The following is a 24678-nucleotide window of genomic DNA, read 5'->3' as shown; positions in this document are numbered from 1 at the left end:
GCCGGGAACCGTAAAACCAGAGGTCAGGCCGGTAGATGGTGGGTGTCGTTGAAGAACCGAAGAGTCGCGGGGCCGTCGCCGTACCAGTCGATGGACGTCAGCGCCGCCACGTCGAGGTGCATCCGGTACAGGGACGGCATGGGCGCGCCCAGGGCGTCCTTGACCAGGAGCTTGATCGGGGTGACGTGCGAGACGACCAGGACCGTCTGCTCGCGGTAGCGGACCTTCAGCTTGTCCAGGGCCGTGCGGACGCGGCGCGACACCTGGGCGAAGCTCTCCCCGCCGGGCGGGGCGGCCTCGGGGTCGGCGAGCCACGCCTTCAACTCGCCCGGCCAGCCCTTGCCCGCCTCGGCGAACGTGAGGCCCTCCCAGTCGCCGAAGTCGGTCTCGCGGAAGCCGTCCTCGACCCGGACCTCCAGGCCGGTGACGGCGGCGACCTCGGCGGCCGTGTCGCGACAGCGGGACAGAGGCGAGGTGACGATCGCGTCGATCCCGCGGTCCTTGAGGGCGAGGGCGGCGGCGCGCGCCTGGGCGAGGCCGTTCGGGGTGAGCGGGACGTCGCCGATCCCGGCGAAGCGCTTCTCGACCGACAGCGGCGTCTCGCCGTGCCGCAGCAGGAGCGTGGTCGTCGGCGTGGACGAGGCGGGCCGGGGCGGCGGCTCGGGCTCGCCCGGCGTCTCCTCGACCTTGCGGGTCCAGTGCTCGCCGCGGGCGGCGGCGTCCATGGCCTCGTTGGCGAGCCGGTCGGCGTGCGCGTTGCGGTTGCGGGGGATCCAGCCGTAGGACACCGAGCCCAGCGCGGCGGCCAGCTCGCGGGCCTCCAGCGCCAGCGGCACCATGTCCGGGTGCTTGATCTTCCAGCGGCCCGACATCTGCTCCACGACGAGCTTGGAGTCCATCCGGACCTCGACGCGGGCGGACGGGTCGATCCCGGCGGCCGCGGCCAGCCCGGCGATCAGCCCCCGGTACTCGGCGACGTTGTTGGTGGCGTGGCCGATCGACTCGGCGACCTCCGCGAGCACCTCGCCGGTCAGCGCGTCGCGGACGAGCGCCCCGTACCCGGCGGGGCCGGGGTTGCCGCGCGAGCCGCCGTCGGCCTCGACGACCAGCTTCCGGCCGGCGCTCACAGACCCGACTCGGGCGTCCGGACGAGGATGCGGCGGCACTCCTCGCAGCGGATGACCTCGTCCTCGGCGGCGGCCCGGATGCGGTTCAGGTCGACGGTGTTCAGCGCGAGGTGGCAGCCCTGGCAGGCGCCGCGGAACAGCTTGGCCGCGCCGACGCCGCCGAACTGGCCGCGCAGCTTCTCGTAGAGGCCGAGCAGGTCGTCCGGGACGTCCTTGGCGACGGCGGTGCGCGCGGCGCTCGACGCCCCGGCCTCGTCGTCGATCTCGCGCTGGGCGGCGTCGCGGCGCTCGGCGAGCGCGGCCAGCTCCTGCTCGGCGGCGGCCTGCTCGGACCGCAGCGCCGAGACCCGGCCCTCCGCCTCCTCGGTCCGCTCCATGATCTCCAGCACGACCTCCTCCAGGTCGGACTGGCGGCGCTGCAGCGACTCGATCTCGGCCTGCAGGCTGCTGAGGTCCTTCGCCGAGGTCACCTGCCCCGAGTCGAGGCGCTTCTGGTCGCGGTCGGCGCGGGTGCGGACCTGGTCGACGTCCTGCTCGGCCTTCTTCTGCTCTCGCCGCAGGTCGCCGACCTCCGTCTCGGCCGCCACGATCGCGTCGCGCAGCTCGGTCAGGCGGCCCTCCAGCCGCTCGATCTCCGCCAGCTCGGGCAGGGTGCGGCGGCGGTGCGCCAGCCGGTCGAGGGAGCTGTCGAGGTCCTGCAGGTCGATCAGGCGAAGCTGGGCTTGCGGTGCGGCTTTCACTGTGCTCCTTCGTCGTGAAGGGTCCACGCGTCGGTGACGAGCGTGGACACCCGTGTCTCCAACTTGCCCGCTTCCGGGGACGACCTGGCGAGGCTCCGCTCGGCGTCGGCGAGCCAGGGCCACTCGGTCGCCCAGTGCGCCGCGTCCACCAGGGCGGGGCCGCCGTGCTCGGCGAACTCCGACGCGGGGTGGTGGCGCAGGTCGGCGGTGAGGTAGGCGTCGACACCGGCGGCCCGCGCGGTGCCGAGCAGGGAGTCGCCCGCGCCGCCGCAGACGGCGACCGTGCGGATGGGACGGTCCGGATCCCCGGCCGCCCGCACCCCCCAGGCGGTGGACGGCAGCCCGGCGGCGGCGCGCCGGGTGAACTCCCGCAGCGCGACCGGCTCGTCCAGCTCCCCGATCCGGCCGAGGCCGCGGCGCGGATCGTCGTCGGCGGGGACCATCGGGCGCAGCTCGCCGGTGAGGCCGACGGCCCGCGCCAGCGCGTCCGACACCCCGGGGGCGGCCCGGTCGGCGTTGGTGTGCGCGGTGTGCAGCGCGATCCCATTCGTGATCATGCGGTGGACGAGCCGGCCCTTCGGCGTGGTGGCGGCGACCGAGTGCACCCCGCGCAGCAGCAGCGGATGGTGCGTGACCACGAGGTCGGCCTCCCACTCCAGCGCCTCGTCGATCACGGCGGCGACGGGGTCGACCGCGAACAGCACCCGCCGTACCTCCTGGGCGGGATCTCCGCAGACGAGGCCGACGGCGTCCCAGGACTCCGCCCACGCGGGTGGGTAGAGCTCCTCCAAAGCGGAGATGACATGGGATAGGCGCACGTCCCGCAGGCTACCGCGCCTGGGCGCTCCCAACGAGCCACCGAGCGTCACCCCGAGACGCCAAGGTCTGTAACGATATGGGACGGACAGTGCACGACCGAGGGAGGAACGCCATGTCGGCCGCCGGCGCCGCCGCGGAACCGGAGCCCATCCAGCCCATCCGAACCGTCGAGCCCAAGGCGGAACGTCCGTACATGCCGGGTTACGGCATCCAGGGACCGCACGAGGGCAGCGGCCTGCTGCCGTGGTCCTGGGCCGTGGAGCGGCTGCGGGCCGCCCGCAACTTCTGGGTGTGCACGGTGCGGCCGGACGGACGTCCGCACGCCATGCCGGTCTGGGGCGCCTGGTCGGGCGAGGCCCTGCTGTTCAGCAGCGCGGCCCCGTCCCGCAAGATGGTGAACCTGCGGGCGAACCCGCAGGTCGTGGTCACCACGGAGGAGGCCGAGAACCCGGTGGTCATCGAGGGCCGCGCCGAGATCCTCACCGATCCGCGCGATCTACAGCGGTTCATCGACCTGGTCAACTCCAAGTACGCCACGCGCTATCGTGTCGATTTCCTGGACCCGGAGGTGAACGCCACCGTCGCGGTGCGCCCACAGTCGGTGTTCGGGCTCCGCCAGGGAGATTTCACCGGTTCTCCCACCCGGTGGTCGTTCGTAACCTGAATGTCCGCTGGGATCATTCTGGAGACTCATCGCGTTGGAGAGTGTGTGAAGTCACCCTTTCGCCGCCGCAAGCGCGTCAAGGGCCGTCCGATGGGCAACCGCCCGGAGGCGGCCGAGCCGGAGACCATCGAGTGGCCCCGCGAGGGGACGGGCAAGTCGTCCCTGATGGGGGCCATCCGAGGCGACGGCGAGACCGGCGCCGGCTTCGGCGGCGGCATGTTCGAGGACCTCGCCTCCGCCTTCGAGGGCTCCAAGAAGGTCAAGCAGGAGGAGCAGGAGCGGCAGAAGGTGCTCCGCCAGGACGACCACGAGCAGACCGGATCCGGCAACGTCCGCGACGACCTGGACTCCGGCAAGATCCGGATCCGGCGCACGCCGCCGGCACCGTGAGCTCACCGGATCGCTCTCGAACATAGGTTCGAATCCGGGTTATCCTGCCCTCGTGAGCACCTACGTTCCGCCCGGCTGGCCCTCGCAGGTGCATCCACCGGGCACCGACCGTTTCGAGGACACCGCCCTCGCCTGGCTGCTCGAGCTCGTCCCGCCCGAGTACCGGCGCTACGGCGTCCTGCGCCGCTACCCCCTCGCCCTCGCCCGGATGGCCCGCCACCACGTGAACGCGTCCGTGGAGGCGGCCCGGGAGGGCTTCCGCACGGCGCGCGTCGACCTCGGCGCCGTCGTCCCCCCGCACGGTATCGAGTCCGTCCTGGAGGCCTACCGCCGCGAGGGCGCCCGCCTCGTCGCCCTCCTCCACGCGATCGAACTCGTCGAGACGGCCCTGCGCGGCCTCGCCGAGCCGGACGATCCCACCCATCGCCGCCCCTTCACCCCCAAGCTGTGACCGGCGTGTTGACGCTGTGTCGCGCCGTGCGCAAGCCTTGATCTGTTCCTTACGGGAGGCGGGGTTCCGGTGAGCGCACCACCTGGGTGGTACCCAGATCCGGAGTTGATGGGCCGCGAACGCTACTGGGACGGCCAGACGTGGACCGACCAGTCGCGCCCCTACAGCCCCCGCGCCCGCCGCCGCGCCTCCCTGAACGCCGAAGCCGACCCCACCCCGCCCCCGCGCCCACCCGCACCCCGCCCCGAGCCCGCGCCTCCCCCACCAAGCCTCAGCACCCCACCCACACCAGGGCCTCCCGCGCCGTCCCCGCCCCCACCACCGCCCCAATCCGCAACCACTCCCCCACCCCGACCTGCGCAGCCGCCTGCGGTCGAGCCACCGGCTCCTCCCCCGCCACCCCCGGCGGAAGCTCGGCCGCCTACACCTACACCTCCTCCGCCGAGCCTCGGCGGACCCCAGGCGCCGCGTTCTCCGGGCTCTCCGGCGTCGTCGCAGGGGGCGGGGTTCTGGCCTGGGACGTCGCAGTCGGCGGGTGCGTCCTCGTCGTCGACTCCGCCGCGGGCTGCGCAGCCGCCGCCTTTGGAGGAAGCGCGGTTCGAAGCGCCTGCGGCTCCTCCGCCGAGGCTCGGGCGGCCCCGCACGCCGCCGCCGCGGCAGGAAGCTCCGGGTTCGGCGACGGCGCCGCCGCTGCCTGGGGAGACGCCGTTGGAAGAGGCTCGGATGGAGACGTCGGCGCCTCCTTCGGCGGGGCTTCGTAAGCCGCACTCCCCGCAGGTCTCCGTGCCGCGTTCCGCCGGGCCGGTGCGTCGGCTGCCGTCGCAGGTGCCGCGCGCGGCCGCAGGTGGCCGGACGCCGGTGGACGAGCCGGTCCAGCGCTACCTCCCGCCGGGGCGGCCGCAGGGCACGCCGTCCGGACGGGCCGGTGTCGCGATCGGGCTGGTCGTGGCAATCGAGGGGGTCGTGGTCGCGGCCGTGGCCTTCGGGTTGCGTTCCGTCTGGCCTGGTTGGGGCGCCCTTGCGCTGATCGTTTTCTGGGGGATCCTGCTTCTGGCGCCCCTGACGGCCCGGCGCTCGTACGGGTACCGGGAGCCGGACGAGGCCGAGCGCGCCAGGCTGGAGCACGCGTGGCGCTACGTGCAGCAGCACGCCGGCGTCAGCGGCTACCGGCTCGTGGTCGTCGAGTCGGACGGGCTGAACGCGTGCAGGCCCTCGGTTCGCACGGTGGCGGTCACGTCGCATTCGGCGCGCGAGCTGCCGCCCGGGGGCCTGGCCGCCGTCCTCGCCCACGAACTGGGGCATCTCCAGGGGTGGCGGGCGGTGCCTGCGTTCGTGCACGCGCAGGTGACGCTTCCGCACCGCGTGCTGCAGTGGGCGCTGCGCACGGTGTGGTCCCCGATCGGCCCGATGTGGAAGCGGGCCGTCGAGTGGCACCGGCCGATCGGCTTCCTGGGAGTATTCCTGCTGGCCGCGGTCGCCGTGGTCATGACGGTCGTGGTCGCGCTACCGGCGGCGTTCGCCTACGCCGCCTCGCTGGGGGCGCGCCTGCTGAGCGCCGCGGGCGAGGCGCGGGCGGACGCGGCGGCGGTGCGGATGGGGTTCGGCGCCGACCTGGTCGCGGCCGTGGAGCACCGCATCGAGCATCAGCCGGACGGCCTGCCGCTCCCCCTCGTCCGGCGGGCCCAGGCGCTGCGCCGCCGGCTCGGCTGAGCCGGTCAGCCTTTCCCGCCGAACAGCGGCGGCGGCCCCTGCCGGGGATCGCCGGGCGTCCGCGGGCCGGTCTGCTGCCCGGGCGGCGGACCGGGCTGGGACGTGAGGGGCGCCCGCGGCGGGGGCGGCGCGGGCGGGGTGGCCCACTGCGGAGCGGACGGCGTCCCCCACTGCTGAACCTGGGGCTGGGCCTGCGTAAGCGGGCCTGGCGCGGTCAGGGCCGCGCCAGGGGCGGGGAGCGCCTGCTGCGGGGCGGGCGGGTCCGGGAGGGGGCCGGTGGTGACGCGGTCGAGCGTGATGATGGCCGGGTCGCATTCGACGGGTGTGACCGTGCGGCCGCCGCCGGGCGCCGACTCGACGAGCAGCAGGGCGTGGTCGGGCAGGTGCTGGAGCGTGACGGGTTCGACGACGTACTCGTACACGCGCTGCGTGGTGTCGGCGTCGCTCCAGTTGGTGCCCTCCGCGTAGGAGTAGGCCGCCGACCAGTTCCGCGACGTGGAGGTGGAGGTGCCCTCGGTGTCGCTGCGGCTGGTGGAGCCGCCCCGGTTGCTGCCGCGCTGGTAGGACGTCGAGCGGTCCGGGAAGAGCCCGAACATCTCGCCGCCCGAGTAGGTGGTGCCGGACGAGCGGCTCGTCCCCCAGCTGCGGGACGTCCCCGTCGTGCGGCTGGTGCTGTGGGTCTCGGAGTCGCCCGCGCCCTCGGTGTCGGTGGTGGTGTGGGACTCGTTCCCGCCGACGTTCTTGGTGATCTGCGACAGGACGAACCGGTGGTCGCGCCCGATGAAGTCGGCCGCGCGGGCCGCGTCCTCGTGGTTGCCGAGCCGCATGAACGCGACGGCGCCCCCGCCGATCATCTCCGCGGACGTCTCCCGCAGCCGCCGGAACAGCAGGGTCAGCGGGACGCCGCGCCGCTCGCAGGCGTCCGACAGCCGTTCCAGGTGGCGGCGGGCCAGCTCGTCCGCGCCGGCGACGACCAGGGCGGGGGTGGAGTCCTGCGACGCGGTGATGCGGTGCGTCACCCACTGGACGATGAGGTCGGTGAGCAGCTCGGAGCGGACGTTGCGGGCCTGGCTGTCCAGCGCGACGCAGGTCAGGTAGCCGGCCCCCTCCTTCTCGGCGGGCTCGGTCCCGAGGTCCTCCAGCGGGTGGACGTAGGACTCGATCCGCGACAGGTTCGCGTGGGCCTGCCGCCGGTACTCGACGGTGAACAGCTCGTTGGCGATGTGCCGCCGCTCCTCGCGGGTCAGCGCGTCGCCGTCGTCGGGCTCGCCCATCAGGGCGCGCAGGGCCGCCGCGATCCGGCCGAGCGTGACGTTCCCGCCGAGCGCGCCGCACACCTTGGTCAGGATCCGGTCGTCCATGCTGCGGTCGGCCCGCGCGGCGTCGGGCGTCCCGCCGTGCATGGACTCGACGATCGCGTCCACCAGGTCGCGGGGCGGCATGTCGGCCAGCAGGCCGGACGAGGCCTGGCGGCTGGGCAGCAGCTGCGCGTCGACGCCCACCCACGCGGCCTGGGCCAGCTCGACGAGTTCGCGGCTGACGACCTCGCGGGACAGGTCGAGGACCAGCAGCGGCTGGACGGCGAGGGTGGACGTCCCGTACGTGGTGAGCAGGGCCTCCCACGCCCAGAGCGTCCCGCCGAACACGTCCAGGCGGCGGCCGGGGCGCGGGGCCGCGCCCCACTCGGGCAGCCCGTCCAGCCGCGCGCGCTCGGCGGCGTCGTGCGCCTGCTTGCGCGCGTGCCACTGCCGCGCCTGGTCCTGGTAGCCGCCGATGATCTGCTGCTGGGCCAGCTCGTGGGCCTGCCGGGCGCTCTGCCGCTGCCGCACGGCCCACCACGTCAGCGCCGCGCCGGGGGCCAGTGCGATGAGGGCCAGCAGGAGCGAGCCGATGGAGAGGGGCGACTGCACCGTCTGGGTGCCGCTGGCCGAGCAGGCGGCGAACAGCACGAGGACCATCGCGATCGCCGCGCTCACCGGGAGCGTCCGGTGCAGCCTTCGCTGGGCGAGCTGCTCGGTCTGCGCGACCCGGCGCGCCAGGTACTCCGGCAGCACCTGCTGCTGGGGCGGCGCCTCCGGGAACGGGCGCAGGAACCACCACCGGTCGCGGAACACCCAGCCGAGACGGGGGTCGGGGGTGAAGAGCCTCTCGCGGCGCGACAGCAATCCTCCGTGGTCGACCGGACCGCCCCTCACGATCTGAACCCCGTCCTCTCCCCGGTGCCGGCGCGCGGGCCACGCCTGTCCCGGCCCGCTCGTGATGCCGCAAACAACCCAAGCAGATTGACACGGAACTTGTCAGGCCCAACGTCAGGAATCGGCCTTCCCAAAGGTGACCTTGCTCAATAGCCTGACTGCCCATGACGTTGGACCGAGACGGGATCGCGGAAAACGCCGGCCGTTCACCCCTCCGCCGCGCGGCCGGACCACGCCGGGGCCGCTGACCATGTGGGACGTCGTGCGCGGCCTTCCGGTGTGCCGGCTGACGGAGGTCCCCCGCCCGGACGAGACGGACGGACGGGACGAGTGGCGCGACCAGCGGCTCGCGGCGCTGGTGTCGGCCTACCACGCGGGCAAGGAGCCGGTCCTCGTCGGCTGGCGGCGCGCGGAGGCGTTCGGCCCCACGGAGGTGTTCGTCGGCGGGGACGGGCTCGTCGCCGACCGCGACGGGAGCACCGCGACCCTCAGCCTCCCCGCGGGCGGGCGCGGGACGCTGCTGGCCGAGGGCCTCGCCGAGGACTCGATGGCGCACTGGGTGAGCATCGGCGGCATCGCCGACGGCCTGCTCGTGGACGACCCGCCGCCGGAGGAGCCCGCGAGGCCGTCCCTGGAGGACGGCCTGCTCTCGGTGTGGATGCAGCCGTTCGCCTGGATGCTGGTCGCCGAGCCCGTCGACCCGGGCGAGGCGCAGCGCCTCGCCGACGACCTCGCGGACCGGCAGCAGCGCGCCCGGGCGATGGCGGAGATGTCGCCGGAGGACTCGGTCGCGGCCGACCGGCTGGAGAAGCGGCACCGCGAGCTGCGCCAGGCCGCCACGTCCGGCCTCTGGCGGGTGCACCTGGCGGCCGGGGCGGCCACGCCCCGGGCCGCCGCCCGGGTCGCGGCGCTCGTGTGCGCGTCGGCGGACCTCGGCCGCCTGCCGTACGCGCTGGTCCCGGGGGCGGCGGGGCCGTTCGAGGCGAGCACGCAGCTCGTCGCGGCGCTGGCCCGTCCGCCCGTCCGGGAGGTGGCCGGGGTGCGGTTCGTGATGCGGCCGGATTTCGACGTCACGCCCGAGTCGCCCGACACCGGGGTCCGGCTGGGACGGGTCCTGGACCGCAACCGCCGCGACGTGGGCCCGATGTCGCTGCCGCTGTCCAGCCTGAACCGGCACACGTTCGTGTGCGGCGCGACCGGCGCCGGGAAGTCGCAGACCGTCCGGTCGCTGCTCACGGCCGCGTCGGCGGCGGGCCTGCCGTGGCTGGTGGTCGAGCCCGCGAAGGCCGAGTACCGGCTGATGGCGGCGCGCCTCCCGGACGCGGAGGTCGTCACGATCCGCCCCGGGGACGCGGAGGCGATCGCGGCCGGCATCAACCCGCTCGAACCCTCGACCGGGCCCGACGGGCGGCCGTTCCCGCTCCAGACGCACGCCGACCTCGTCCGCGCCCTGTTCCTCGCGGCGTTCGAGGCCGACGAGCCGTTCCCGCAGGTGCTCGCGGGGGCGCTGACCCGCTGCTACGAGCGGCTCGGCTGGGACCTCGCGCTCGGCGAGCCGGCCGTCCCGGGCACGTCGCCGCGCTACCCGACGCTCGCCGACCTGCAGGCCACCGCCGAGCAGGTCGTCGACGAGATCGGCTACGGGCAGGAGATCACCGACAACGTGCGGGGCTTCATCCGGGTCCGGCTGTCCAGCCTGCGGCTCGGCACCACCGGGCGGTTCTTCGAGGGCGGCCACCCGATCGACTTCGACGCGCTGCTCGCCCGCAACGTCGTCCTGGAGATCGAGGACGTCGGGGACGACCGCGACAAGGCGTTCCTGATGGGCACCGTGCTGGTCCGGCTGGTCGAGCACCTGCGGCTCCGGCAGCGCCAGGGCGCCCCGACCGGGCTGCGGCACCTCAGCGTGTTCGAGGAGGCGCACCGGCTGCTGCGCCGCAGCGAGCAGGCGGGGCCCGCGTCCCACGCCGTGGAGACGTTCGCGAGCCTGCTGGCGGAGATCCGCGCGTACGGCGAGGGGCTGATCGTGGCGGAGCAGATCCCCTCCAAGCTCGTCCCGGACGTCATCAAGAACACCGCCGTCAAGATCGTCCACCGGCTGCCGGCGCAGGACGACCGGGACGCGGTCGGCGCCACCATGAACATCACCGACGCGCAGTCGCAGTTCCTCGTCACGCTCACGCCGGGTGAGGGCGCGGTGTTCACCGACGGCATGGACTACCCGCACCTGGTCCGGATGCCGGACGGCTCGCACCTGGAGGAGGCCGCGCCGCCGACGGCCTCGCCCCGCGTGCTGGTGGCCCCCCGCAGCGGCACGTGCGGGCAGGACTGCCGCGACTCGCCCTGCACGCTGCGGGACATGCGCGCCGCCCAGCGCGCCCTTGCCGACCGCCCGGAGCTCGTGGTGTGGGCGGAGCTCGCGGCCGCCGCCCACCTGACCGGCTGGGGCGCCCCGCACCCGCCGTCCTCCGTGCTGGACGGCCTGCCGCCCCGGCTCCGCGACTGCGCCGCCTCCCACGCGGTGGACGCGGCCGTCGCGTCCCGGGCCGCGCCCGCCGGGCTGGCCGCCCACCTGTCCGCGATGCTGCGGGGCGCGCCGTGCGCCGGGGACGAGACGGGGTTCTTCGCCGCCCCCTACCGCTGGTGCCTCGTCCTGGAGCAGCTCGGCGAGGCCCACAAGGCGGACCCCGACGGAGGGCGCCATCGGATGAGCGGGGAATGGGAGGCCCGCCACGGACGCGCGATCCCCGGCGGCACGCTCACCGAGCAGTTCCGCGCCGTCAACGCCTGGTGGACCCGCGACCAGCGCGACCTCTCCGCCCGCGACCTGGCGGTCTGGGGCACCGCCCGGACGCTGGAGACGGTGGTGGGCGCCCAGCGCGACGACCCCGACTGGCCCGACCGCCTCCGCGACGCGACGTCCGGCTTCGGCGACCTCGGCGGCCTGCTCGACGCCTACCTGTCCACCGGGTAGCCGCCCGCCGCTACTCCTTCGCCCGCCGCGCGTCGACCTCGATCTCGATCTTCATGCGGGGGTCGGCGAGCCCGCACACCTGCATCGTCGCGGCCGGCCGCACCTCGCCGAAGCGGCGCCGCAGCACCGGCCAGCAGGGCTCGAAGTCCGCGCGGTCGGGCAGCAGGTACCGGACGCGCACGACGTCGGCGAACGTGCAGCCCGCCTCCGCGAGCGCGGCCTCGATGTTGCGGAGGCACTGCTCGGCCTGCTCCACCACGTCGTCGGAGATCGTCATGGTGGCGTAGTCGAACCCGGTCGTGCCCGAGACGTGCACCCGGTCGCCGTCCACAACGGCGCGGGCGTAGCCGATCTGCTCCTCGAACGTCGAACCGCTGAGGATCACGCGTCGTTCCGTCATGGTCGAGATTATGGAGCCCCGGCCCTCCGGGCCCCTCCGCCGGGTCAGGCGGCGTAGTTGCGGAGCACGCGCAGGGCGTCGGCGCCGTGCGGGCCCTCGGCGGTGAGGCCGGTCTGCGCGGGCGTGAGGCGGCGTGCGCCGAGCCGGCAGAAGTCCGAGGCCGGACCGGTGATCCGGGACGGGGCGGAGGGGTCGCCGAGCGGCCACCGCGTTCCGTCCGGGGCGGTGAGCTCGCAGAAGACGGGCGCGTCCGGCAGTCCCTCGACGGCGAAGGCGTAGGGCAGCGTGCGGTGGGCCAGCCAGGCGATGTGGCGGAGCCGCTCGGTGTCGGGGTAGGGGACGCCCAGCGGGACGGTGATGTCCAGTGCGTGCGCCCAGTGCTCGGCGAGCCGGGTCGTGGCGAGGGTGCGCGGGGACAGCGACGTCCGCACCCACGGCAGGCGCGTGCCCGGCGGGTGGGCGCGCAGGGCGCCCGGGGTGGCGAAGGCGGCCGCGCGCCAGCGCGCCAGCAGGTCGGCGGCGGGGGCGCCGCGCTCGGCGGCGACCAGGTCCGCGGCCATCCCGTCCACGGAGGTCTCGGCGGACGGCAGGAAGGCCTCCTGCCCCTCGGACGGCCCGCTGATCATCTCCTCGGTCTGGGCGAGGTGCAGGACGACGTCGGAGACGCTCCAGCCCTCGGCGTCGGACGGCCGGTCCCACTGCTCGGCCGTCAGGGACGCCAGCACCGCGTCCAGCCGACGGTACTCCGCGGCCAGGTCGTCGAAGATGTCCGCCATGGCGGCACGCTACCGACTTATGTTCGGGTTCGCCTGCCTTCGGCGGCCGGGCCGGTCACGCGAGCTTCTCCAAGCGGTCGGCTGCCTCGGCGGCGCCGCCCGCCTCGGCGAACGACTCCCGGACGCGCCCGGCGGCGGCCCGGTGCGGGCCGTCGGCCAGGATGGCGGCCAGCGCGTCCCGCAACTCGTCCGGCCGGACCTGGTCGAACGGGACGGAGATCCCCGCCCCGGCGCGCTCCACCAGCCCCGCGACGACCGGCTGGTCGTCCCTGATCGGCGCCGCCACCAGCGGGACGGCGTGGGACAGCGACTCGCACACGGTGCCGTAGCCGCCGTCGCAGACGACCGCCGACATCCGTTCGAGCAGCTTGGGCCGCGGGACGTGCTCGCGGACGATGACGTTCGGCGGCGCCTCGCCCACCGCCCCGGGCGGCGCCGCGAGGACCGCCTGGACGGCCAGGTCGCGGACGGCCTCGGCGGCGACCCGGAGGAACCGCTCGCCGAACGAATCGTCGCCGGTGACCAGCACGGCGGGACGGCCGTCCAGCCGGTCCCACGGGAACGCGCAGGGCGCGGGACGGCCGAGGACGGGCCCCACGAAGGCGAAGTGGTCGGGGAAGAACGAGACGTCGCCGAGCAGCGCGCCGGTGGCGAAGACCAGCACGAGGTGGTCGGAGAAGCGCAGGTCGAGCAGGTCGTCGATGCCGTGGTCGAGCTGGAACCCGCCGATCCGCTCGCGCACCCGCTCCTCGTCCTCCGGCCGGTCGGCGAGCGGCCGGGTGAACTCGACCGGCGTCGCCGCGCAGGTGGCCCAGGGGATCTCGCGGCGCCGGGCGGCCACGGGCGCGGCGAGCACGAGCTGGTCACTGACGACCACGTCCGGGCGGAACCGGTCGATCGCCGTCTCGACGCCGGGCATCATCGCGTGGCCGAGCGGGACGGCGAACTCCTCCCAGAGCGAGCGCAGTGCGTCGGGGCCCTCCGGCCGGAGCCGCGCCGTGGCGTCGTCGCCTGCGCTGAAGATCCGCGCACCGGAGCGCAGCAGGGGTTCGAGCGACGGGCGGTGGCCCGTCCAAGCGATCTTGTGGCCGCGGCGGGCGAGCTCGGCGGCGACCGCGGCGGCCGGAGCGACCCGCCCGGCCCCGCCCCGGGCCGGCGGCGGCACCGCGAACAGGAAGCGGCGCGACGGGGTGCGCGCCCGCGCGACCCCCGGGTCGCCGAGCAGGGACGGGACGCGGACCCGGCGCCCGCTCACCGCCCGGCCCCCGCGGTCGTCTGGCCGCCGGTGTGCTCGACGTCGTTCATGCTCGCGTCTCCTCCATGTCGGCCGTGCCGGACGCGGCGGTCCAGGCCACGACGTGTCCTTCGAGTTCGCGGGTCTCCACCGTGGTGACCGTGCCGCCGGCGGCGATCAGGAGCCGTTCGGCGTCGGCGACGGTCACGACCAGTTCCGGACGTTCCGCTCCGGGGCCCGCTCCCCGCAGCAGCGCCTGCAGCACCGCCTGCTTGGCCGCGCGGATCCGGGCGTCCTCGCCCTCGGGGGCGAGCCCGATGCCGGCCTCCTCGCGGCCGGGTCTGACCAGGGCCGCGCCCAGGTCGGCGTCCGAGGCGATCGCGAGGGTGAGCGGCTCGTCGAACGGCCCCGTGACGACCGGCCCGTCCCGGATGGTGAGCTCGGCCGGGAACAGCGGCCCGTGCCCCTCGCGCCAGAGGTGGTGGCGGACGGCGTCCTTGGCCGCGATCCGTCCGAGCAGCCACGGCCCCTGCTCGAACGGCGGGAGCGCCTCGTACTCGGCGCGCTCGCCGGCGCAGAGGTACTGGCGCATCAGCAGGTCGCGGGACGCGGTGCCGTCCCACCGCCTGCGGGCCAGGCACCAGCCGCCGGGTTGCGGTTCCGCCGTTCCGGAGACCTCCGGGGTGAACTTCATCCGCCAGAGCGCCTCGTCGGTGTAGAAGCGGTGGGCGGTCCAACCGTCGATGCGGCACCACACCGTCCCGGTCTCCGCGACCCCGCTCTCTCTGACCAGCTCCGCCGAGCAGCGCATGGTGGTGTCGGTCAGGGACTGGTTCCAGATGGTCGTGTCCAAGTGCTCCCCGGGGGAGGGTGGAGGCCCGTAGAAGGCGACCCGTTCGATCCCGACGGGGAACACGGTCTGGTTGGTGTCGCCGTACACCTGGAGCCAGTGGGCGCAGAGCTGCCCTGCGCCGTCCAGGAGCGCACCGGGCGTGGGCAGGGAGGTAAGGACGGCTCGCACACCGTCCTCCGCGAGGGCCGTGATCTCGGCGACGCCGCGGAAGAGCGGCCCCTGGAACATCCACCGCTCCTCGTAGAGCCGTTCGGCGGTGACGATGGGCGGCCCCTCGATGGTCAGCGGCGTGCGGTCCGGCGGGGGCGGCGCGGGGTGGCGCTCGGCGAGCAGGACCGTCCCGTCCGCGTGGCCGTGGACGACGACCTTCACCTTGCGCGGGCGTCCGGCCGCCTGGATGAGGTAGGCGCGGATGTCGGCGGCGGTCGGCGGCGCCGCGACGAGCCAGCGGACCGCGCGGACGTTCTCGAACCCGACGACCACCAGGCCGGGCAGCAGCTCGCGCGCCGCCTCGGCCATGACCTCCAGCAGCACGGCCAGCGGCACGGTCGGGAACCGGTCCGACATGTCCGGCCAGTCGGGAGGCAGCGGGACGAGGCAGTGGTCCCTCAGCCACGGCATAGTCTCCACCGAGAAGACGCGCGAGGTGTTCAGCTCCGCGGCCACCGGCGACACGTCCTCCCCCTGCGCGGACTCGCCGGGCGCGTCCTCGCCCTGCGCGTTCTCGCCCGGCACGGCCGGGGGCGCCGGTCCCCCGCCGAGCGCCTCCAGCACCGACTGCGCCCCGCTCGTCGCGTCGTCGAACAGGGCCTCCAGCTCGGCCAGCACGGGATCGTCGGCCGGCAGCCGCGGCAGGTCCCGGGCGAGCCGGAGGGGCTCCACCGCCCCGTCCAGCCTCACCAGCGGGGTCCCGAGGTCCAGGCGCATGCCCGCGGCGGGCGGCGGGGACGGCGGGGACGCGCCGTATCCCTCGGCCCACAGCGCGGCGACGACGCGGCGGAGCTGGGCCATCCCGTCGCGCTTCGGCACGTTGACGGCCATCGCGAGGTGCTCGCGGGTGCCGAGGCGGTCGGCGACGAAGCCGGTGAGGCCGCCCGGCCCGACCTGGACGAACGCCCGCACGTGCGCCGTGCCGTACAGCTCCTCGACCAGCTCGCTGAACCGGACGGGTTCGCGCAGGTGGCGCCCGACCAGCTCGCGCACGTCGGCCGGGCGGCGCGGGAACGGCGCGACCGTCGTCGCCGACCACAGCGGGACGCGGGGCTCGCGGATGTCCAGCGCCTCGAACGCGCGCCGCACCCGCTTCTCGTAGGCCTCGGCGTACGGGGTGTGGAGAGCCCACCGGAACGGGAGCTCCTGCCCGAGCACCCCTTCGGAGGCGAGCCGTCCCAGCAGCTCGCGGACGTCCCCGGACGGCCCGCAGACCACCGACTGGTGCGGGCAGTCGTCGTGGCTGACCACGACGCCGGACCGCCCGCCCGCGGCCTCCCGCGCGCGGTCCGCGCCGCAGCCGAGCGCCGCGTACACGAGGCCCGGGACTTCGAGGGCCTCGCCGTCGAGGGCGCCGAGGAGCGCCTCGACCGCGTCCGCGCCGCAGACCCCGGCGGCGGCCATCGCCGCCCACTCGCCGAGGCCGTGGCCCGCCGCGGCGTCCGGCTCGACACCGAGCTCCGCGAGCGCCGCGGTCAGCAGCCGGCCGACGCGGATCACGTCGGCCGCGTGCCCGGCCAGGTCGGTGCGGCCGGTCAGCTCGGGCTCGGGCAGGCCGAAGTGCGCGGCGACGTCGGCCACGCGCGGGTCGAAGGCGGGCTCGAAGCCGGGATAGAGGAACGCGAGGCGTCCGCCGTCCGCGAGGAGGGGGCGGGGCGAGAACCACACGTCGCTGCGGCCGCGCCAGGCGGTCCCGCGCTGGACGACGGCCCGCGCCAGGTCGAGCCTGCGCGCCGTGGGGCCGACGATGGCGAGCCGGCACGGAAGGTCGGGGGCGTCGTCGCCGACCCTGGCGAGAAGCTCCTCGTCGGAGGCGGACAGGGCCTCGGCCAGTTCCTCGGTCGTGCGCGCGGCCAGCCGCAGGGCGCCCTCCTCCGACCGCGGCGCGTCGAGCCGGCGCCGCCGGGGCCTGCGCGCGGCGGGCGGCTCCTCCAGCACCACGTGCGCGTTGGCGCCGCCGAACCCGAACGCGTTGACCGCCGCCCTGCGGGGGCCGCCGTCCCGGGCCCACTCCGCTGCCTCCCGGACGAGCCGCAGCCGGCCGCCCTCCAGCGCCGGATGCGGGTCGTCCGCGTGCAGCGTCGGCGGCAGGACGCCGTCGCGCAGCGCGAACGCCGCCTTGAGCAGCCCGGCGATCCCGGCGGCCGGCATCGCGTGCCCGATCATCGACTTGACCGTGCCGAGCCCGATCGGCGGGCCGTCGGTCCCGAAGACCCGGCGCAGCGTCGCCAGCTCGGCCGCGTCGCCCGCCGGGGCCGCGGTGCCGTGCGCCTCGATCAGCCCCACCGCGCCAGGGGCGGCCGGGGCGAGGCCCGCGTCCCGCCACGCCCGCTCGACCGCCAGGACCTGCCCGTCCACCGGCGGGCTCAGGACGCTCGCGGCGCGGCCGTCGCTGGACGACCCCGCACCGAGGACCACCGCGTGGATCCGGTCCCCGGCCCGCACGGCGTCCGCCAGCCGCTTCAGCAGGACGACGCCCGTCCCCTCGGCCAGGAGCGTCCCGTCGGCGCCCCGGTCGAACGGCCGGATCGTCTCGCTCGGGCTCAGCGCGCGGAGCCGGCTGAAGACGCTCCACACGGTCGGGTGGTGGGCATGGTGGACGCCGCCTGCGAGCATCGCGTCGGTCTGCCCGGTACGCAGCGCCCGAACCGCGTGCTCGACCGCGAGCAGCGACGACGCGCACGCCGCGTCCAGCGTGTAGGCGGGTCCGCGCAGGTCGAACCGGTCGGCGATGAGGGCCGCGGCGAAGCCCGGCGGCGGCCCGGCGGCGTCCGGCCCGTCCGGGCCCAGCCGCTCGCAGAACGCCCGGCGGATCTCCGCCAGCCGCCGCGGCCCGAGTTCGGGCACCAGCTCGCCGAGGATGCCGGCGACCTGGTGGGACGTCCTGACCCGCTGGTCGGACCGCGCCGCGCCCGGGGTGATGTAGCCGCCGCGCCCGAGGACCACGCCGATCCGGGACCGGTCGGGCAGCCGCTCGTCGCCGCCCGCGTCCGCGATCGCGTCCCCCGCCGCGCGCAGCGCCAGCAGGTGGTCGGGCTCCATGCCCCGCACCGCCGCGGGCTGGATGCCGAACCGGGCCGGGTCGACGACCGCCAGGTCGTCGACGAACCCGCCGCGCCGGCAGTAGAACCTGTCGCTCTCCGGCTCCCGCCCGTAGGCGTCCGGGTCGTAGTAGAGCGCGGGGTCCCAGCGTCCGGGCGGCACGTCGCCGATCGCGTCGAACCCGTCGAGGACGTTGCGCCACAGCTCGGCCGCCGACCCCGCGCCCGGGAACACCGCCCCGGCCCCGACGATCGCGATCGGCTCGCCCGCGTCGCTCACCGGACGGCCCCCGTCAGCACGACACGCGTCCCGTCCCCATGCGCGATCTCCCTGAGCAGGGCGGCCGCCCCGGCGCCCGGGTCGATCAGCCCGATGCCGCGCCGGGCGTACTCGCGCACCAGCTCGGGCGACGCCGCGCCGCCCGCGCCGCCGCCCATGCCGTCGCCCGCCCACGGCCCCCAGTCGGCCACGAGCACCCGCCCGCGCAGCCGTGCTCGCCACACATGCGCGAGCGTGCCGCACGCGTCGCCCGCCGCCGCCCGGTCGGCCTGCCCGGGGTGGCCGTGCACGCCGGCGAGGCCGCCGAAGACGACGAAGAACCCGAGACCGGGGTGGACGGCCTGGACGAGCGCGGCGGCGCCGTCCACCTTCGTCCGGTACACCCGCGCGAACGACTCGGGCGTCTTGTCGCGGATGAGCCGGTCCTCCGCGACCCCGGCGCCGTGGACCACCCCGTCCAGCCGGCGGTGCCGCCGGTAGACGTCGTCCACCACGGCCCGCACGGCGGCCGGGTCCCGAACGTCCGCCGCGTGGTACCGGACGGACGCGGCGTGCTCGCGCAGGGCGGCCAGGGTCCGGCGGATCCCGCGTTCGGCGAGGATCCTGCGGACCGTCGCCTCGATCTCGGCGGGGCGCTCCTCCCCGCGCGCGACGAGCGCCCGGCGCAGCCCGGCCTCGTCCTCGGCGACGGGGAACTCCGGGGCGCCCGCCGGCTCCGGGGTGCGGCCCACCAGTTCGATGTGGCAGCCGCTCGTCCGGGCGAACTCCAGGGCGACCCGCGCGGTGATGCCCCGCGCGCCCCCGGTCAGCAGGACGACGCCGTCCGGGCCGAGGTCCGGCGCGTCCCCGGCGGGCGGTTCGGCGGGGACCAGGTCCAGGCCGCGGCGCAGGCCGCCCTCGTACCCGACGACGACCGGCGCCTCGGCGGCCAGCAGCTCGGCGAGGATCCGCTGCGCGATCACGCGGGGGGTGGCCTCGGTGTCGACGTCCAGCGCGCGGACGAGCGTCTCCGGATACTCCAGCGCGGCGGTCCGGGCCAGCCCGCGAAGGCCCGCGCCCGGTCCCGGGTCGCCGATGGCGCCGCCGCCGGACCGGCGCCCGGACGCCTCCCCGGCGCCGCTCGCGAGCACCAGCCACCGCAGCCCGCCGACCAGCGCCTGCCGGACGCCCCCGAACGCCCGCGGCAGCGCGCGCGTCGCTCCGGGCCGCAGCGCCGCCAGATGGACGAGCCCGTCGCAGGGCCCGTCGACGTCCGGCGCGACGCGCACCCGCGCGCCGTGCCGCTCCAGCAGGTCGGCCAGTTCGAGCGCGACGCCGCACCCGTCGTCCACGACCAGGAACCGCCTGCCCGCGAACACCGTCCCCGACTCGGGCGGGACCGGCAGGGCGTCCAGCTCCACGACCCGCGGGACCTGACGCACCACCCGCGGCGCGGTCGGGACCTTGGGCAGGTGCGCGGTCCCCGCATGGCCCCCGGGACGCGCGGGACGCGCAACGGAAGGCTCCAGGGCGGCGGCTTCCGGAACGGCGGACTCCCGAACGGCGGACTCCGTAACGGCAGGCTCCGAAGCGGCAGGCTCCGCGACGGCGGGCTCTGGAATGGCGGGCTCTGGAACAGCGGATTCCGCAACGGCAGACTCCGGAACGGCGGGCTCCAGAGCGGAGGGCTCTGGGACGGCGGGGCGCGGCGGCTCCGCGGGCGCGTCCTCGCGGTCGCTCCCGGTGCGGGCGCTGATCACGGCGCGGGCGGCGGCGGGCACGTCCCGCGCGGCCTCGGCCCGCTCCCCGGCGCCCGGCCGTTCCGCGGGCTGCTCCCCGTCCGGCTCCTCCGCCTGCGCCGCCTCCCTCGGCAGCGTCTCCCCCGGCAGGACGGGCCGCGGCGCGGGGACGGGATGCGGTGCCGTGTCCCGTCCCGCCGTGTCCCGGCCCTCCGTGTCTCTTCCTGCCCGAGCCGGGCCCGCGGCCGCCAGGTGCCGCAGGACCACCTCGCGCTGCGCCGCGATCACCTCGCGGCTCGTGCGCAGGTACTCCAGGACGGCGGCCTCCGAGGCACTCGGGCCGGGACCCGGGATGCGCTCGGCGGGGCGGAGCGCGCCCGCCGGGTACCCGCCGTCGGCGGTGCGGACGCGACGGCCGCCGACGACCCACCCCGGCGCCGGGACGGGTCCGGAGAGCGGGCGGGCGTCGCGCCCGGCGAACAGGGGCAGCGGGTCGACCGGGACGCCGGCGGCGGCCAGCCGGGCGAGCGCGCGGAGCAGCGCCGCCAGGCCGTTCTCGCCGGGCACGTCGCAGCTCACGGCGGTGTGCGGCCGGTCGCCGAGGATCCTGCCGACGAGGCCGGTGAGGACCCGCCCGGGGCCCGCCTCGACGAAGGTGCGGGCGCCCGCGGCGTACATCGCCTCGATCTGCTCGACGAAGCGGACGGGCGCGGCGAGCTGCCCCGCGAGGATCCCGGCCAGTTCGGACGGGTCGCTCTCGTACGGCGCCGCCGTCGCGTTCGACCAGACCGGGAACGCGGGCGAGCGCAGGTCGCGGCCGAGCAGCTCGGTGTGCAGGCCCGCCGAGGCGGCGGCGACGAGCGGGCTGTGGAAGGCGCACGCGACCGGGAGCCGCTCGGCCTGCAGGCCCGCGTCCGCCAGGGCGCCCAACGCCAGGTCGACTCCCGCGGAGGTCCCGGAGATCACGACCTGGCGGGGCGCGTTGTGCTGGGCGACGACGACGCCCGCGTCCGGCAGCGCCGCGCGCACCTGGGCGGGCGTCGCGCTCACCGCCGCCATCGCGCCCGCCTCCGCCCCGGCGGCGGACAGGATCGCCTCGGCCCGCGCGGCGCTCAGGCCGATCATGTCGGCGTCCTCGAACACGCCGGCGGCGCACAGCGCGACGAGTTCGCCGCAGCCGTGCCCTGCGGCGAGGTCGGGATGCACGCCGACCGCGGTCAGCAGCCGGTGCACGGCCAGCCCGGCGATGCAGAGGGCGGGCTGCGCGACGCGCGGGTCGGCGAACTCCGCCCGAAGGCGGCGGCCTTCGGGCCGGGTGAACGCCCTCGGCGGGAACATCGCGGCCGCGTACCGCCCGCCGGCGTGCCGCAGGAGGCGCTGGAGGCGGGGGAAGGCGACGAAGAGGTCGGCGAGCATGCCGGGCCGCCGGCTGCCCTGCCCGGGGAAGAGGAACGCGACCTGCCCGGGGAAGAGGAACGCGACCTGCCCGGCCCCGCCCTGCTCGCCGGATCCGATGAACACGCCCGGCGCCGGACGGAACTCGGCCGCGTGCGCCAGCTTCTCCCGGAGGTCATCCAGGTCCGAGGCGACCAGCGCCACCTGCACCGGTCCGTCGAGCGAGGCGGCGGTCCTGGCGAGGTCGCGCAGCCGGGGCCCGCCGGTCAGCAGTTCCGAGAGCCGGCCGATCGCGGCGCGGGCGGCCGGGCGGTCGGCCCCGCGGATCAGGAACAGCTCGGCCGGCCACTCGGCGAGCCCGGACACCGGCTCGGGAGCGCCGTCATAGCCGGACAGGACGGCGTGGAAGCTCGCGCCGCCGACGCCGGAGCCGCTCACCCCCGCGTACCGCTCCCCCGGTTCGGCGGCCCACGGCCGGGCGCCGCCGCCGAACGCGAACGGGCCGTCCGGCGTCCACTCCGGGTTCGGGCGGACGAGGTGCAGGGTGCCCGGCAGCACGCCCGTGTGCAGCGCGTATGCGGTCTTGACGAGCCCGGCGAGGCCCGCCGCGCGCCCGGTGTGCCCGATCTGCGACTTCACCGACCCGAGCGTCACGCTCCCCGGCGCGGCCGCGCGGAACACCGAGGCGAGGGCCGCCAGCTCCGTCCTGTCGCCCACCTCGGTGCCGTTGCCGTCCGCCTCGACGAGGCCCACGGCGGCGGGTGGCACGCCCGCGCGCTCGTACGCGCGTTCCAGGGCGCGGCGCCGCCCCTCGGGCCGGGGCGCGGCGAGGTCGGGGGAACGGCCGTCGCTCGCCCCGGCGACCGCCTTGACCACCGCGTAGATCCGGTCGCCGTCGCGCTCGGCGTCCGCGAGGCGCTTGAGGACCACGCACGCGACGCCCTCACCGGGCGCGACGCCGTCGGCCGCCGAGTCGAACGCGGCGCAGCGCCCGGACGGCGACAGCGCCCCCTCCGAGGCGCGGAGCAGGTAGTCGTGGACGCCGTCGCGCAGATCGGCGCCACCGCACAGCACCATGTCGCTCGTCCCGGAGGCGAGTTCCTTGCAGGCCGCGTCGAGCGCGGCCAGCGACGCGGCGCCGCCTGAGTCCACAGTGTGGGTCGTGCCGCCGAGGTCGAGCCGGTTCGCGATCCGCGCGGCGATCATGCTGGTGAGGGCGCCGGGGAGGGAGTCCGCGGTCGGCCGCGGGAGCTGCTCGTCAAGGCCGGGAGGCACCTCGCCGTAGTAGGACGGGAGCGCCGCGCGCATCCCGTAGGCGGTGCCGAGGTCGCCGCCCGCTCCCGCACCGAAGACCACCGACGTCCGGGACCGGTCGAACGGGCGGTCGGCGTACCCGGCGTCCGCCAGCGCGCGGGACGCGACCTCCAGAGACAGGAGCTGGATCGGGTCGACACGGCCGAGCGCGCCGGGCGGGATCTCGTGGGCGAGCGCGTCGAACGGAACGTCGGGGATGAATCCGCCGCACTTCGACGAGGTCCTGTCTTGGGACGGCGAGTCGACGCCGCCGACAGTGACGGAGTCGACGCCGACGACAGTGACCGAGTCGACGCCGACGACAGTGACCGAGTCGACGCCGACGACAGTGACCGAGTCGACGCCGCCGACGATGTTCGCCCAGTACCGCGCGGCGTCGGAGGCCCCCGGCAGGACGCAGTCCATCCCGATGATCGCGATGTCGGCCGGACTGCCGCCGCCCGCGGGCGCCGCGGGCCCGGCGACGCCCAGCTCAGCAGCGCGGGCTGCCAGGAAGGCGGTCGCGCCGGAGGTGACCTGCTCGTGCAGGACGGCGATACGGGTCGTGGCCGACCGCAGCGCGGCGACCTGCCCCATCGGGTAGAGGCCGTCGGAGCGCTGGACGTCCGCGTCCACCGGGGTGTCGCGGCGCAGCCCCCTGCTCGCGACGCGCAGGCGGCCGAGGTTCAGCTTCTCCAGGCGGCGCCACACCTCATCGCGCGGCGTGCCGACCTGCTCCAGCTCGCGGCGGGTCTCCTCGAACACCTGGACGTAGGGGGTGCGGGCGCAGCGGGTCGCGTGGCCGGGCGCGGACTCCAGCAGGGCCGTCCCGCCGCAGCCGAGCGCGACCTCCTGGTAGCCGGGCGGGATCGCGCCGGCCGCGACCGCCTCGGTGGTGAACAGGTACGCGGTGCCCATCAGGACGCGGACGTCGGCGCCGCGCTCGGCAAGCGGCCCGGCGAGCACGGCGACCATGGCGGCGGACCGCTCGTCGTGGACGCCGCCCGCGAACATCACCGAGAGCTCGCGCGGGTCGCCGTCGAAGGCCATCAGCCGCTCGACCTGCGCGTCCCAGAGCGGGAGGCTCGCGCGCGGCCCGACGCGGCCCCCGCATTCACCGCCCTCGAACACGAACCTGCGCGCGCCCTCGGCCAGGAACCGGTCCAGCAGTTCCGGGGACGGCGCGTGCAGGTACGTCCTGGTCCCGGCGGCCTCCAGCGGCGCGGCCTCCGCCGGGCCGCCGCCCGCGATGACCGCGTACGGCGGGGCTGCCTCGCGGATCGCGGCGAGCTGCGCCTCCCGCAGCTCCGGCGGCGCGATCCCGAGCACGCTGGCGCCCCAGGGCCGTTCGCCGAGCCGGTCCGCGGTCTCGCGCAGCAGCGCCCGCACCCGGCCGGGATCGGTCAGGCCGAGCGCGAGGAACGGCAGGCCGCCGTCCTGCGCGACCGCGCCCGCGAACGCGGAGCCGTCGGTGACCAGCGTCATGGGGCCCTGCGCGACGACCGGTTCGCCGCGCGGCGCGAGCGGCTCGGCCCGCACGGCGGCCCGCAGGTGCAGGTCGATCTGCTCCCGGACGGCCCCCACCACTCCCCCGGCGGTCTTGAACCGGCCGGCGAGCGCGGCGGCGAGCGGCGCGTCGACCGCGGCCCCGGTCCCGTCCATCGCCACCGGGGCGGACGCGGCGGTGGACGGCTCCGCCTCCCGGACCCGCGCGAGCTGGACGTCCAGGACGACCCCGGCCGCGCCCCCGGCGACCGCCGCGGCGGCGGAGTGCGGCCCGATCCCGCCCGCCGCGTACACCGGCACCTCGGGCTCGGCCAGCAGGTGCTGCAGCAGGACGAACGTGGTCAGGTCGCCGGCGCGCCCGCCCGCCTCGCGGCCCCGCGCGACGAGCCCCGCGTCGTGGGCGAGGTCCTGCGCGACGGCGGTCGCGGCGGCGGCCTCGTCCGGGCTCACGACCTCGACCAGGAGGCGGCGCCCGCGGGCGAACCCGGCGACGTCCGGCGCGCCGTCCGTCCACAGCAGGGGCCCGTCGACCAGGACGGTGCCGGCGGCCTCGGGGATCTCCTCCGGCCGGATCCGGCACCCGGCGGGCACGCGGACGCCGAACGGGCCCTCCCACCAGCGGGTGACGTCGGCCAGGGCGGCGAGCGCGGACGCCCGGTCGGCGCCGAGGTCGAGCACCCCCGTGCCGCCGGCCCGGCAGACGGCGACGGCGAGCCGGGCCGCGGGCCGACCGGACGGGGCGACCCCGATGATCTCGGGCCGGGGCCGCTCGCCCCGGCCCCCGTCGTGCCCGGCCCTGTCCGTCATGCACTGCCCCCCGACGTCCCGCGCGGCCCGGCGCGTGACCGGCGCGGCTCGCAACAACGGTCCGCAACACTACGGTCGGCGACCCGCCGATCACG

At 76.3% G+C, this 24678-nt stretch carries 14 protein-coding genes and 1 pseudogene; 6 read left to right on the top strand and 9 right to left on the bottom strand.

Annotation, left to right across the window (positions count from 1 at the left end):
- Positions 1-23 precede the first annotated feature (23 nt).
- Genes K4S16_RS29300 through K4S16_RS29290 form a run of 3 tightly spaced genes read right to left on the bottom strand, consistent with a single transcriptional unit; the run spans position 24 to position 2685 of the window.
- Positions 24-1127: a bifunctional RNase H/acid phosphatase gene (locus K4S16_RS29300; protein WP_149262274.1), complete on the bottom strand. Its 1104-nt coding sequence runs from the start codon at positions 1125-1127 to the stop codon at positions 24-26.
- Positions 1124-1867 (bottom strand): zinc ribbon domain-containing protein, encoded by a 744-nt coding sequence (locus tag K4S16_RS29295; protein WP_149262273.1) that lies wholly within the window; start codon positions 1865-1867, stop codon positions 1124-1126. Before K4S16_RS29295 ends, K4S16_RS29300 begins: the two co-directional genes overlap by 4 nt.
- Positions 1864-2685: a Nif3-like dinuclear metal center hexameric protein gene (locus K4S16_RS29290; protein ID WP_149262272.1), complete on the bottom strand. Its 822-nt coding sequence runs from the start codon at positions 2683-2685 to the stop codon at positions 1864-1866. Before K4S16_RS29290 ends, K4S16_RS29295 begins: the two co-directional genes overlap by 4 nt.
- A gap of 113 nt (positions 2686-2798) precedes the next feature.
- Between K4S16_RS29290 and K4S16_RS29285 the strand changes: the two genes are divergently transcribed.
- The 5 genes and pseudogenes from K4S16_RS29285 (at position 2799) to K4S16_RS45235 (ending at position 5901) form a co-directional block, all read left to right on the top strand.
- On the top strand, positions 2799-3350 hold the full coding sequence (locus K4S16_RS29285; RefSeq protein ID WP_149262271.1) for a pyridoxamine 5'-phosphate oxidase family protein: 552 nt from the start codon (positions 2799-2801) through the stop codon (positions 3348-3350).
- Positions 3351-3395: 45 nt separating this feature from the next.
- Complete coding sequence (locus tag K4S16_RS29280) at positions 3396-3740, top strand: DUF6191 domain-containing protein (RefSeq protein WP_149262270.1); 345 nt, start codon at positions 3396-3398, stop codon at positions 3738-3740.
- A gap of 52 nt (positions 3741-3792) precedes the next feature.
- The gene (locus K4S16_RS29275; RefSeq protein ID WP_149262269.1) at positions 3793-4191 is read left to right on the top strand and encodes a hypothetical protein; all 399 of its coding nucleotides are present in this window, start codon (positions 3793-3795) and stop codon (positions 4189-4191) included.
- 69 nt (positions 4192-4260) lie between these two features.
- Positions 4261-4356: pseudogene (locus tag K4S16_RS46990) on the top strand (DUF2510 domain-containing protein); the annotation flags it as partial.
- Between the two features lie 693 nt (positions 4357-5049).
- Positions 5050-5901 (top strand): M48 family metalloprotease, encoded by an 852-nt coding sequence (locus K4S16_RS45235; RefSeq protein WP_200842208.1) that lies wholly within the window; start codon positions 5050-5052, stop codon positions 5899-5901.
- A gap of 5 nt (positions 5902-5906) precedes the next feature.
- On the opposite strand, the gene K4S16_RS29265 is transcribed toward K4S16_RS45235, so the two are convergent.
- On the bottom strand, positions 5907-8096 hold the full coding sequence (locus tag K4S16_RS29265; RefSeq protein ID WP_149262267.1) for a hypothetical protein: 2190 nt from the start codon (positions 8094-8096) through the stop codon (positions 5907-5909).
- 262 nt (positions 8097-8358) lie between these two features.
- Here K4S16_RS29265 and K4S16_RS29260 point away from each other — a divergent pair, with 262 nt between their 5' ends.
- Positions 8359-11070, top strand: a complete 2712-nt coding sequence (locus tag K4S16_RS29260) for an ATP-binding protein (protein WP_200842184.1) — start codon at positions 8359-8361, stop codon at positions 11068-11070.
- Positions 11071-11080: 10 nt separating this feature from the next.
- On the opposite strand, the gene K4S16_RS29255 is transcribed toward K4S16_RS29260, so the two are convergent.
- Genes K4S16_RS29255 through K4S16_RS29235 form a run of 5 tightly spaced genes read right to left on the bottom strand, consistent with a single transcriptional unit; the run spans position 11081 to position 24583 of the window.
- On the bottom strand, positions 11081-11470 hold the full coding sequence (locus K4S16_RS29255) for a RidA family protein (protein WP_149262265.1): 390 nt from the start codon (positions 11468-11470) through the stop codon (positions 11081-11083).
- A 44-nt stretch (positions 11471-11514) separates the two neighbouring features.
- A complete protein-coding gene (locus tag K4S16_RS29250; protein ID WP_149262264.1) occupies positions 11515-12246 on the bottom strand; it encodes a maleylpyruvate isomerase family mycothiol-dependent enzyme in 732 nt (243 codons plus the stop codon).
- 55 nt (positions 12247-12301) lie between these two features.
- The gene (locus tag K4S16_RS29245; RefSeq protein WP_235037137.1) at positions 12302-13501 is read right to left on the bottom strand and encodes a glycosyltransferase; all 1200 of its coding nucleotides are present in this window, start codon (positions 13499-13501) and stop codon (positions 12302-12304) included.
- 46 nt (positions 13502-13547) lie between these two features.
- Complete coding sequence (locus K4S16_RS29240; protein ID WP_149262263.1) at positions 13548-17864, bottom strand: beta-ketoacyl synthase N-terminal-like domain-containing protein; 4317 nt, start codon at positions 17862-17864, stop codon at positions 13548-13550.
- Positions 17861-24583, bottom strand: a complete 6723-nt coding sequence (locus K4S16_RS29235; protein WP_149262262.1) for a type I polyketide synthase — start codon at positions 24581-24583, stop codon at positions 17861-17863. Before K4S16_RS29235 ends, K4S16_RS29240 begins: the two co-directional genes overlap by 4 nt.
- Positions 24584-24678 lie beyond the last annotated feature (95 nt).

Source organism: Actinomadura sp. K4S16 (assembly GCF_008327685.1).
GTDB lineage: Bacteria > Actinomycetota > Actinomycetes > Streptosporangiales > Streptosporangiaceae > Spirillospora.
The sequence above is the reverse complement of the archived record's forward strand: the minus strand, read 5'-3'. Positions and strand labels throughout refer to the sequence as shown.